Genomic DNA, 11,150 nt, shown 5'->3' on the forward strand with positions numbered 1-11,150 from the left:
GACAAAACTGCCGATCGCCATCGCCGCTGAGAACGACCGGTAACGCTAAAACCGCCCATTCTTGGTGTAGCGAAGAGCCCGCGCGGCGGCCCGGTTCGGCCTGAACGCCGGAAGAAGCCTAGCGGCTCGGTCTCAACCCAGAGTACACTCCGAGTGGATGTCGGCCCCAACCACCGATCGCGCGATCGACGCTAGATGGGGATGGTGGGTGAAGAAGAGGACCTGCGTCGATCTAGCGAGCTCCGCCAGCACTCGAAAACCCGCTTCGGACCGGTCGTCGTCGAAGTTGACGAAGAGATCGTCGGCTAGGAACGGCAGGCGCACGCCCGCTGCGACAGACTGCTCGACGGCGGCTAGGCGCAAGGCGAGGAACAGCTGGTCGGTGGTTCCCTCGCTCATGGCGCCGACTTCGACGACGGTCCTGCCGTCGTTACGGACTCCTAGGAGTCGCGGCGAGGCGGCGTCGCTGTCGATCCGCAGCGCCGCGTAACGTCCGATCGTCAGGATCGAGAAGAGCTCCGAGGCGCGGAGCAGCATCGGATCCTGGTGTTGCTCGCGATATCGCTCGATCGCCCAACGCAGCGTCACCGCCTGGGCCCGCTTCAGGATGTATTGCTCGGAAAGGACCGCCAGCTCTGCGCGGGCCTGACCCGCGTCCGTGGCAGCGTCGATGGCGCTCTCTCCCTCCTGCTCGAGATTGGCGAACGCCCTCCGTGCATCGCCGAGCCGGCCCGCCGCGGCATCCACCTCGGCGTTTAAGTCCGCCAGTTGGGATGCGAGCGTCTGCGTCTTGGCCGCTAGGCCGTCCGGATCGACGCCGTCGAGGGATCCGAGGAGTTCCGCAAGACCCTTGCCGTCGCCTGCCGATGTGATCGCCGTCTCAGCATCCGCGACCGCCCCCCGGAGTGCTCTGACCGCGCGAGATCGCGCGATGGCGGCCGCGAGCTCGTCGACGCCTTCCGAACCCGTCTCCTCCATCAGGCTCCTGAGGGAATCCATGGCCGCCGCTAACCTCGCATCCTCGGCCGCCACCTCTTCATTGCGGGCCCCCATTGTGGCCTTCAGTGCGTCGATGACTTTGGCCGTGGCGCGCGCGGAGGTCAGGCGGCTCCGTAGCGCGGTCAGCCGCTCCTCCGGATTTTCGGACACGGCGATGCCGAGGGTGTCGGCGGCCGCGTGGACCCTGGCGCCGTGGTCGGCCGCGTCCCTTTCCATCCCGTCGAGCCGTCCCTGCAGGTCCGATAGCGCCTCGATCTCGACGCGCAACTCCTCGAGTATGTCGAGCGCGGCGGTCGCGTTCCCGAGCTCGAGGTCGAGGCCGGTCTGTTCGAGCTGCTGGCGCCACTGGGCTTCACGGTCGGCCGCCGCGTCCTCGAGTCGCTTCCTGCGTCGACCGAGTGTGTCGGCGTCCTGCTCGATACGCGCCGCGGCGGCCTCGTCGAGCCGTCTCTGCTGCTCGGCCGCCTCGAGGTCGGCCCGCAGTCGCTCGGCGATCGCCAGGATGGGCGCGATCTCGTAGGCATCTGGCGGCGTGGCGCCTTCGGGGAGACATGATGCGAGTGCCTGTCGCACCTTGGCCCGGCGGACGTCGGCCGCCCCGGCCTCCGCCATCGCCGCGACGGATGCGGCGTACGCCGCCTCGGAGACGTCCCTCGCGGCGTTCCAGGCGACAAGGCGCGTCGGCTCCATCTCGACATGGCCCGCCGCCTCCAGCCTCTCCCGCCAGGCGCTTCGTTTGGTGTCGACGCGCTCCTCTGCGCCCTTCGCGCGGAGCTCCGCCTGCTCCGCATCAAGCATGAGCTTCACGACCCGGTTCTGCATGTCGGCGAGCCGGCTCGACTCGTCGGCCGCCGCGAACCGCAGGTCACTGAGCTGGTCCGCCTCTGCCAGGGTGGCTTCGAAGACGGTGACAGCTTCGTGCGGCGCGGCGACTGGCGCCTCGGCCAGGATGTGGTCGCGGAGCGGGCGCCAGTGTTCGTTGCGGGCGGTCCGCGCGCTCTGGATCTCCTCCGCGGAGACCGCGTTCCCGGAGGCGAGCTGTTCCATTTGGAGGGATAGGGCCGCGGCTTCATCCCGGGCGCGGCCGGCCTCGGTGGTCTCCCGCTCGGCTTCGGCCGAGAGGTTCGCCATCGCCGTCCGCGCTTCATCGATCTCCGCCTGTCCGATTCGGGGGAGCTCCAGGAGCGTCGCGGCGCCGCCGCTCCACGGCGCCAGCCGCGAAAGCGACTGTGCCAAGGTCGTCGAGGCTGTGTCGGCCGCCCTCCGCAGGGACTGGCAGCGGGCGTCGATGTCGGCACCGAGCGCGCGCGCGGCGTCGACGGCGGCGATGACCGGTCCCAGGTCCCTATTCGGATCATCGTCGGCCTTGCGCGGGATACCCGAGGCCGCCCTCCGCCGCTCGTCGAGCTCCTCCTCGCTCTGCGCGATTTGAGCGAGCGCCGACCTGTCCTCGACGTGCGAGAGCGCGAGTTCGCGCAGCCTCGCGCTGGCGATCCGTGACGGTGGATCGGCGGCCAGCGCGCCAGCCTCCTCCCGTAGGCGTTCGATCCGGCCCGTCCGCGTAGCGTGCTCGGTCCTGAGCCGGACCATGTCGCTGCTCGCCTTCGCGACCGCCCCCGAGGCGCTCACGAGCGCGTCGACGAGATCCGCCTGAGCCATTATTGCCTCGTCCGCCACAAGCGCGTCCACACGCTCGGCCGCTTCCTCAGCCAGCTTCGCCGCGGCGGCCTTCGCGCGGCCCGCGGACGCGGCCTCGGCCATCGCGGCTTCCGCGGCCTCCTCGCGCTGCGCAGCCAGCTCGATGGTCGCACCGTGTGCCTCGATGGCGGCCTGGTGTTCCGCCCGCAGGCGCGCCGACGGCGCGATCCGGCGGATCCGTTCCGCGCGGCTCATCTCGGCGAGCAGCTCGTCGCGCCGACGTTGGGCCTCGTCCAACGCGGCCTGCGCGGTCGCCACCGCCGCCCTCGCGTCGGTCCAGATCCTCGGTCGGAGCGACCTGTCGCGGATGGAACGCAGGCCCGCCTCAAGTTCGCGCTGGGCGACGGTGAAGGAGCGTCTGTTGGACGCGCGTGGACCCCAGATGGCGTCCGCTTCCTCCTCCAGCCGCGCCAGCTCGTCCGAGACTCCGGTCAGGCCGGAGCCGGCCGCAAACAGCGCCCGGCCAAGGTCGTTGCGGGCCTCGACCATGGCCTTGCCGCCGGCCCTCAGGCCCTCCTGGTCGAGGCTGAACGAGAGGCCGAAGGTCTCCCTCGTCTGTCCCCTGAGCATCGCGAGGAGCGCGCCCTCGTCGATCGGCCGGTCGTCCGGACCCAGGAGCGAGGCGTTTGGGGCCTTCTTGCGGCGGCAGGCGAGCGTGGCCCCCTCGTCCTCAAGCACGGCGCCGACCCGCAGTAGCGAGTAGTCGTACATGAAGTTGTAGGGCGATCGGACTGGGAAGCCGAACAAGAGATCCGACACCGCGGCGAGCGACGTGGTCTTGCCGGCCTCGTTCGCGCCGTAGATGACGTGCAGGTCCGGTTGGCCGTTGCGGAACGAGAGCGTGCAGTCCTCAAAGTGGCCGTAGCGCTCGAGCGACAGGTTTACGAAGCGCACCTACGCGTCCCCAGTTAGGCGCGACCGCAGCGCGAGTGTCGCCGTCTGGAGCACCGCCGTCCAGTCCCCGTCGCCCGCGGATCGCCGCAGGCCCTCGTCGTCGGCGTCGTCCGGCGACTGGCCGATCGCGGTCTGCGTGGCGAGCATGAACGGGGCGAGGTCCTCGGCGAGGAGGGCGGCGAGCTCCGGGTCGGTAGCCGCTTGTCCGATGAGGGACGACAAGTCGTCCCCAATCCGGATCTGCTGCGGTTGCGCGGGCGGCCCGACCAGCACTTTCACCCTTTCGATGAACAGGTCCGGCGATATCGACGCGGCGACCGCGCGCGCGTCGTCGCGGATCGATGACACGCCGTCGTGAAATGCGCCGACGTCCGCCGTCTCGCCGGTGAGCGACACGCGTGCGACGAGAGGCAGGCCTGCCGCATCGGCCTGCCAAGTGGAGAGGAGCGATGCGCGCATGAGCGAGGCCACCGCGTCCGTAGTCGCCCCGGTGCAGTCGACCTCGACGTGCGCCCAGCGGAGTACGTCCAGTTCGACATGCTCGATGGTGACGATCTGGGCGTCCTCCACCGTCACTATCACCGCGCCCTTAGGCCCGGTCTCGCGGATCGTGCGTCCCTGAGTGTTACCCGGGAAGACGACGTATGGGTCTTCTGAGACGACCTCGTGCTCGTGGACGTGACCGAGCGCCCAGTAGTCGTAGTGCTTGGACCTGAGGTCCTCCAGGCTGCACGGGGCGTACGCGGCATGGCCCTGGCGGCCGGCTAGCGCGGTGTGGAGCACGCCAATGTTGAAGTGGTGCTCGACCACGTCGGGATAGGCGAGGACGAGGTTGTCGGTAACGGCCGGCGTTGCGAAGCTCTGGCCGTGCACCGCGACGGCGAACTCCGGCAGGACATGAGTCTCCGGGCGCCTCGTCCCGAACAGCTTGACGTTGTCGGGCCAAGGGATGCTGCGCGTTAGCACCGACTCCGCGTCGTGGTTTCCGGACAAAAGGAAGACCGGGACGTCAGCCTGGGCGAGCCGACCCATCGCCCGCGCGAAGTAGAGGCCGGTTCCCATGTCCTTCCAGTCACCGTCGAACAGGTCGCCGGCGATCACCACGAAGTCGACCTCCTCGTCGAGGGCCCGCTGGATGAGGTTGTCGAATGCCGCCCGTGTCGCACCTCGGATGTCTTCTTCCGGAAGTCCCTCGTATCTCGACAGGCCGCGCAGCGGGCTATCGAGGTGAATGTCGGCGGCATGCAGGAAACGGAAGTCTGTAATGGCTCACCCCCATGCGTCGGCCGCGCATTCTTCATCATCACATCGCGCGCGCCAACATGCAGCACAGTTTTGATGCTGACAACTCGGCGTCATTGCACGCGCTCCTATGAGCAAACGTTGTCGATAGCTCTCAGATCTTCAGTCTGTGTTGCCATCATTCCTCGGCGCCCTCCGGCGGAATGCCCCAAGCTTTCGACGGCCGGGAGGTATCAGGTGCAGAGGCCCTTCAGCCGTTTTAGGTGGTTCCCGTCGACGTGTTCCATCATGGCGAAGAGCGCAGCGGCCGCTCCCCGCGTTTCCTCAAGGGTCATCGTCGAGAAGGTTAACAGGTCGTCGAGGTTGTCGGAGTGGGATTCGACCTGGGTGAGCCGTTCAAGCGCCGCCAGCCTCTCCCTGTCGAGATCCGGATAGTCGGCGCACAGTTTGTTGAGCTGGCCGGGCAGTCCTCCGCCACCCGGACTCTTGAAGGCGAGGAACACGTCGAGCACACGGCGGATCACGTTGGGCATCATGTAGCCGTGGTCGTCGTAAGCGTCGGGCTGCTCGACGAAACGCAGCACATGGCTGAAGAGAAAGTGGTATTCCGAGTCGTACTCGCGGAGCAGCTTCGACATCTCGCCTATCTTGGATGAGCGTCGGCGCTCTCCCTCAGGAATCGCGACGTCTATATAGAGAAACGTGGCGGTCGGATCCTTGCCGGCCGGAGGCCGTGCCTTGCCCTTCCAGGCCTTTCTAAACTCGTTCATGCACTGGAGATTGTGCGTGAGGACGAAGACCTGCGCGGCCTTCTCGAGCCTCGTCCTCACGAGGGAGCAGGCAAAGTTCAGCGCCTTGGTGTCGAGGCTCGAGACCGGGTCGTCCACCACCACGATGACGTCCTTGAGTTTCCGGTTGTCCGCCTCGATGGAGGAGATGAAGTAGGAGATCGCGATGGCTGTCTTCTCGCCCTCGCTCGGCGCGCCGGTGATCGGAGTACCATGGCGGTGCAGTTCATAGCCTTCGTCGACTGGATTAATGGTCAGCTCGCCGTGGCCAAGGTAGGCTGCGATCAGCTTGTTAATGACGGCGGCCGCGGGGCCGTGCGTCCGGATGCGCTGGCGCAGCTCGCTTGCCTTGTCCCGTAGGGCCGCGAGCGCATCGGTCTCGACCTTCAGGCTGGCGGCGGCGTCGCTGACGTCCTTCGCATTCTTGGCGTATTCCTCGCGGCAGTCGATGATGAAATGGCGGCGGATGGACGTCTCCGCATCCTCCTTCCGCTTCGCGAAGTCGGCGACTCCCTGGTTGTGCGCCGCGATCGTTTCGTTGACGCTCGCGACGCTAGCCGCCAGGTTCTTGGCTGTGGCGAGCACATCCGCCTCGGCGGCGACGTCCTTCATGTCCGCGGGAGAGGCGGGCCTCTCCAGCTTTGCGGACAGCACACCTTGCAGCGTGCGCAACTGCTCCGCCACCTGGCGCGCGTTCTTTGACGCATCCAGCCTCAGGTCCCTGAAGCCGGGCCGCAGTTCGCTGGCCAGGTCGTCAACCGCTGGCAGCTGGGCGGCCAGTTGGCTGATTGACTCTAGGAGACCGTCGAGACGTTCGGCAGTTCTTTTCAGGCGGGCTACGAACTGGTCTACCCTGTCGTCGAGCGCCGCCGCCAGCAAGGCGCGGCGTTCCACCGGGATCTCGTGCCCGCACAGAAGGCAGTCGGCCAGCCCGTGGGTAGCGTGGTATTCGTGGCCGTGCTTCAGCCAGAGGAGCATGTCAGGGTGCCGCTGCACCTCCTCGAGCGCCACCGTTGCGAGCGACTGGCCGCAGACCTCGGCGATGAAGCGGTAGGCGGTATCGATCGTGGCCTTGTCGAACGAAAGCGGGTCGAGGCGGGGCATCGGCTCGTCGAGCCTGCGGGTGTCCTCCGCGGCCTTGAGCTCATCATCCGTCAGCCTCGGTCCATCATAATCCTTCCACGTGTCGAAGTCCCGGGCGAGCGCCGGCGCCTCGTACTTGCGGCTACCCAGATGGAGGCGCGATGCGACCGACTTGGCGCGTTCGCGCTTGTAGCTGGCGAAGGTCTTGTCCGCAGCCCTCTCGGTTGTGGCCGCCTCCCCGATCTTCGCTTCTGCCTTGAGGATGTCGCCTTCAATTCTCGTCAGCTCGGCTGCGGCTTCCGCCTGGTCCGCGCCGATGTAGAACACCGGCCTCGCGCGCCCGGCGGCCCATTGAAGGTTTTGCTCGATGTAGTCCGAATTGAACACGAGCATTCGTTGCTCGAGCCCTTTAAGATTGATCGGGCACCCGAAAGCCCTTCCGTCGTCCAACGTCACCTCGAACGTGCCGCCCTGTGGGAGCTTCGCGTGCGGTTCGCCCGATTCGAGGCTCGCGAACATCCGCGACAGCGTGCTCTTTCCCGAGCCGTTGAACCCGTAGATCAGGTTGTAACGCCGAAAGTTCAGAGACGGGGTACGCGCGCCGCGATCGGCGTAGATCCCCATGCCATGCAGCGACTTGATGTTCGTGAGGATCCCCATTGCGGGAGTTCATTCCCCGCCGCGATTATTGTCAATCTCGAAGCGACCGTATGACCGATTGCAGTTGAGTCCGCGTCGCCGGCCGCAAGCTTCCCGAGACGGGGTGCACTGACTGCCGCTTCGTTGGCGAACGGTCGACTTGAGGCACCCTGCTGACCATCCGCTTCGGGGGAGCCAAACGGCAGCTTCTTGTCAGGAAAAGACGTTGGCGGTGGCTAATCGGGCGACCGAGTCTGGTCGACGATCGCCATTCCGACAGCGTGGCAGGTAGCGTCAATGGACTCGCTGAGCAGCGAACACTATCCTTGGCCGCAATGCTCCACCTCCACTGCACCAAGAAACTGCTAGATCGGATCAAACCCGAGATCGCTGAGCCAGGACAAAGCGACACCGCCCTGGGCAATTGGTATGCCACGGTGATGTTCTGGAAGCCGCAAGTCGCTTTGCTGGTTTCTGAGCGCACGCTGCTTCCCGTGCTTATGCCACTGGCCCCAGCGGCCACGCTCGCTCGAAGATTCCCTGCGCAATTGGCGCTGGTTCTGAAGGCGCACGGCGTCCCTTCTGAATTCATCGCGCAAGAAGTCTGGCGGATGGACAAGGTCCAATACGCAAAAACTGCGAACCGGAGCGTCGTGGGCATCCTCAATGAGTTCGTTAAGCAGGCCGAATTCTGGCTGGCCGCCTATGCCTATGAAAAGGGCGATGATGACGATCTCCTGGCGATTTCCGCCAAGCTAGCAGAGACGCCTTGTAGCCCGCTATACAAGGGCGCGATTTCGCCGGACAGAGCCCTTCATGAACTCGTGAGAGCTGGTGCTCGGGCATAGTCCGCTGACCGTTCACTAAGTGCAGCAGTCAGGCAGCACTCGACCGTCCGCACGGGGTTTATGCGATCAGGGGGGATCGATTGGCAAATCGACGATGCGGAAAACAGCCCCAGATCCGGCATCACGGACAAGGTCAACGCGCTGGCCATCCCAGTGATAGTCGAGGTGGCGCCCCTGCAAAGGATTTGACGCGCAGTCAGGGAAGAAGAGGGCAACGCATTCGCCGCCTAGGTTCCGAATGCTCGGATATACAATGCCATCGGATCCCGCCCCCCTCAGGTCCGCAGCGAGAGCTTGAGACGCAGCGTAGCTGTCAGGATCCAGCGCTGGAGCCGTTTCCGCCGCTCGAGATCGGAGATCATGAAGGCCTGCTTCGACTGACATGACAATTTCCCGGAATTGCGAGGTCCAGCCCGGCGCCTCTCGGGTTCGCGCCATGAAGTGGGCATGGTGGTGGATCGTCTCGAACAGTGCGGTTTCGAACCGATCGCCAACGTAGAGCACGCCGTAGCTGCCATCGGTAAAGCGGCTTGGCCGGTCGGTGCTGACGTGGGTGAACGGCACCATGAGGTAGGATGCCCCGTTTCCGCCGACGCGTCGGTCGACCGGAACCAGGTCAAGATTGCCAATCGTCGCCATGATGCGGGGATTGGTCTTCTGCTCTGCCGAGATCAGCAGCGGCCAGTCGGCTGGATCAGCAATGTCTTCGAACAGATCGATTGGCGGAAAGGCGCTGCGGATGATCCTGACAGCGCCCTTCCACTCAACTCGAGAAACGGGGATATCTGCCGCTCCGCTCACCAGCCACCGCGCTCAGCGTCGAGATAGCGACGCACCCGCATAATGTCGGTGAGTTCGCCCCCGAGCATCACGTCGAGCGCACTGGCTCCACCGAACGCATTGTTGGCCAACCTGATCCAGGAATAGCCACGGGTTGCCTCCGAGAAGATGATCCGAAGCGCCTTGTGGATGCCCATGAGGTTGGAGAGACGCGCACGCCCATCACGCGAAACGCGCCCGGGGCCTTCGGCTTTCCATCGCCGATAGGAACGCACCGGCATGTCGAGCAGGGTTGCTGCCTGCTCGTCGGTCAGTTCCCATTTGCCGAACAGATTGAGGACTGCCCGGAACATGGCAGCTGCCTCGTCCTGGGTAATCGGATCGGGCCGGAAGGCGGTAACAGCAGTGTCAACGGGTTGCAGAGCCAGCATGGCATTTCTCCGTATGGCATCATATATCCTTGATAATGCCATTTGGCAATGGATTACGCAGATGATACCAATCTAGCGATCACGCCCGCTGCGCCCTCGATCGGCACGAAGAGGCGCGTCTGGTAAAGGATGACCTCCGTAAAGCAGCCTTGAGCCTTGTACCAATCGAGGCGAGCCGCACTCCATCCGGCCAGCTCAATTCGCTGTGAGCCATTGACCAGGCTGCGCTTGACCATTAGCTGCTCACGGCCGGTGAACTCCATGGCTCGGCCAGTCGCCAAGACGGTCTGGACGATGTCTTCGGCGGAGAGCGATTGCTCGCGTTCCAGACCCAGCGCCCGGCACAGTTCCGGAACACAATGGACAGGAACCTCCCGGCCGAGGAGCGAGCGGCCATCCGCCGCCGAGATACGACTGACCCTCACGAAATCCGAAGGGAGCTTGTCCCAGACCGGCAGTAGGAGGCCCGTCGCAAGATAGAGGCGCTCGCGCTTGTGGCTAGTCCGCGCTTCCTCGACCTCGGCTGCCCAGGCTTCGCGAAAAGCGTCGATGGAGATATCCTCCCAGCTGCTCTCAGTGAGCTGATCCTCGGTGATATGGCTGCGCTTCAGCGGGCGCAGTAATTCGAAGCGGGCCACGCGCGTACCGTCATCGGCAAGGATGCTTCGGGCGGGCACCAGCAAGGCGACCCGACTTGAGCGGGCGTTCCGAACCGGCCGCTGTCGCTGGCCATTAAGGCCGTGAAGCTCCTCGAGCCGCTTCAGCGTGAGCGGCTTCAGGGCTCGGGCAATTTCCAGTTCCAGCAGATGGGTGGTCGCGCCCGATGCCGGATCGGTGCGCAGCAACGTGTCCGACAGGACCGCGAAGTCCTCGACTGCGATCGTCTCGAGGCCGAGATCGATTGTGCCGGCCTGCCGGGCGGCATCGATGCGCGCTTCGACCAGACCCATGAACTCGTCGAAGATGGCGTTCTGCAGGGCGATAGGAAGTGCAAGGATGCGATTGAGCCAACGCTGGATCGACGGCAGGTCATCGACCATTGAACCGTCGGGTGCTTCGATCCGAAGGCCCGTCAGCTCCTGAAAACGTCCGAGGCTTACCGCTTCGAGCTTTCCCGTGAACAACAGGCCGAACCAGCGATGGAGCGCCTCCTTGGCATAGATGCTTTCGAGATTGTCGGCCGGATCGAACAGGTTCTGGCCGCCAGTCTGGCGCTGCCCGCGCGTCAGAGCGCCAAGACTGTCCAGACGCCGCGCGATCGTTGAGATGAACCGGCGCTCGCCACGCACATCGGTCGTCACGGGCCTGAACAGCGGGGCTGATGCCTGGTTGGTGCGATTGGTCCGGCCAAGCCCCTGGATCGCGGCGTCAGCTCGCCAGCCCGGCTCGAGCAGGAAGTGGACGCGGCGGGCCTGGTTCCTGGCGGCAAGATCAGCATGGTAGCTGCGCCCCGTTCCCCCGGCGTCGGAAAAGACCAGGATCCGCTTCTCTCCATCCATGAAGGCCTGAGTTTCCGCGACGTTGGCGCGTGGCGAGCGGGATTGGAGTTGCTGACGACCATCGCGGCCGACGATCAGCCGACGCGTCCGGCCAGTGACTTCCGCCACCTGATCAACGCCGAAGCGTTCGATGATGGCATCAAGTGCAGTGGCGATGGGCGGCAAGGCGCAGAGCTGCTCAATCATCCGGTCGCGCGCGGCAAGTGCGGAGCGGCAGAGCACCGGTGCGCCTTGCTCATCACTCATCGG

At 65.3% G+C, this 11,150-nt stretch carries 7 protein-coding genes; 1 reads left to right on the plus strand and 6 read right to left on the minus strand.

Annotated elements, in window-relative coordinates; genetic code table 11:
- Positions 1 to 132: 132 nt before the first annotated feature.
- The 3 genes from SX1_RS13495 to SX1_RS13505 form a co-directional block, all read right to left on the minus strand.
- The gene (locus SX1_RS13495; protein WP_019053417.1) at positions 133 to 3,591 is read right to left on the minus strand and encodes an ATP-binding protein; all 3,459 of its coding nucleotides are present in this window, start codon (positions 3,589 to 3,591) and stop codon (positions 133 to 135) included.
- On the minus strand, positions 3,592 to 4,839 hold the full coding sequence (locus SX1_RS13500) for a metallophosphoesterase family protein (RefSeq protein WP_043145702.1): 1,248 nt from the start codon (positions 4,837 to 4,839) through the stop codon (positions 3,592 to 3,594). It lies immediately after the preceding gene.
- 227 nt (positions 4,840 to 5,066) lie between these two features.
- Positions 5,067 to 7,364, minus strand: coding sequence for an ATP-binding protein (locus SX1_RS13505; RefSeq protein ID WP_019053419.1), 2,298 nt, complete (start codon positions 7,362 to 7,364; stop codon positions 5,067 to 5,069).
- A gap of 314 nt (positions 7,365 to 7,678) precedes the next feature.
- Between SX1_RS13505 and SX1_RS13510 the strand changes: the two genes are divergently transcribed.
- Complete coding sequence (locus tag SX1_RS13510) at positions 7,679 to 8,191, plus strand: DUF6933 domain-containing protein (RefSeq protein WP_019053420.1); 513 nt, start codon at positions 7,679 to 7,681, stop codon at positions 8,189 to 8,191.
- Positions 8,192 to 8,257: 66 nt separating this feature from the next.
- Here SX1_RS13510 and SX1_RS13515 read toward each other — a convergent pair whose 3' ends face one another.
- Genes SX1_RS13515 through SX1_RS13525 form a run of 3 tightly spaced genes read right to left on the minus strand, consistent with a single transcriptional unit; the run spans position 8,258 to position 11,147 of the window.
- Positions 8,258 to 8,992 carry an RES family NAD+ phosphorylase gene (locus tag SX1_RS13515; protein WP_019053421.1) on the minus strand — a complete coding sequence of 245 codons (735 nt, stop codon included), beginning with the start codon at positions 8,990 to 8,992 and terminating at the stop codon, positions 8,258 to 8,260.
- Entirely contained in the window at positions 8,989 to 9,402 is a 414-nt protein-coding gene (locus SX1_RS13520; protein WP_019053422.1) for an MbcA/ParS/Xre antitoxin family protein, read from the minus strand. Before SX1_RS13520 ends, SX1_RS13515 begins: the two co-directional genes overlap by 4 nt.
- Positions 9,403 to 9,455: 53 nt before the next feature.
- Positions 9,456 to 11,147 carry a strawberry notch C-terminal domain-containing protein gene (locus tag SX1_RS13525; protein WP_255209764.1) on the minus strand — a complete coding sequence of 564 codons (1,692 nt, stop codon included), beginning with the start codon at positions 11,145 to 11,147 and terminating at the stop codon, positions 9,456 to 9,458.
- Between the last annotated feature and the right edge of the window lie 3 nt (positions 11,148 to 11,150).

Source organism: Sphingobium xenophagum NBRC 107872 (assembly GCF_000367345.1).
Taxonomy (GTDB): Bacteria; Pseudomonadota; Alphaproteobacteria; order Sphingomonadales; family Sphingomonadaceae; genus Sphingobium; species Sphingobium xenophagum.

What these genes read in the sequence shown, in the direction of transcription:
- SX1_RS13510 (WP_019053420.1), top strand. Translation starts at nt 7,679, where the DNA reads ATGCTCCACCTCCACTGCACCAAGAAACTGCTAGATCGGATCAAACCC.
- SX1_RS13505 (WP_019053419.1), bottom strand. Translation starts at nt 7,364, where the DNA reads ATGGGGATCCTCACGAACATCAAGTCGCTGCATGGCATGGGGATCTAC.
- SX1_RS13520 (WP_019053422.1), bottom strand. Translation starts at nt 9,402, where the DNA reads ATGCTGGCTCTGCAACCCGTTGACACTGCTGTTACCGCCTTCCGGCCC.
- SX1_RS13525 (WP_255209764.1), bottom strand. Translation starts at nt 11,147, where the DNA reads ATGAGTGATGAGCAAGGCGCACCGGTGCTCTGCCGCTCCGCACTTGCC.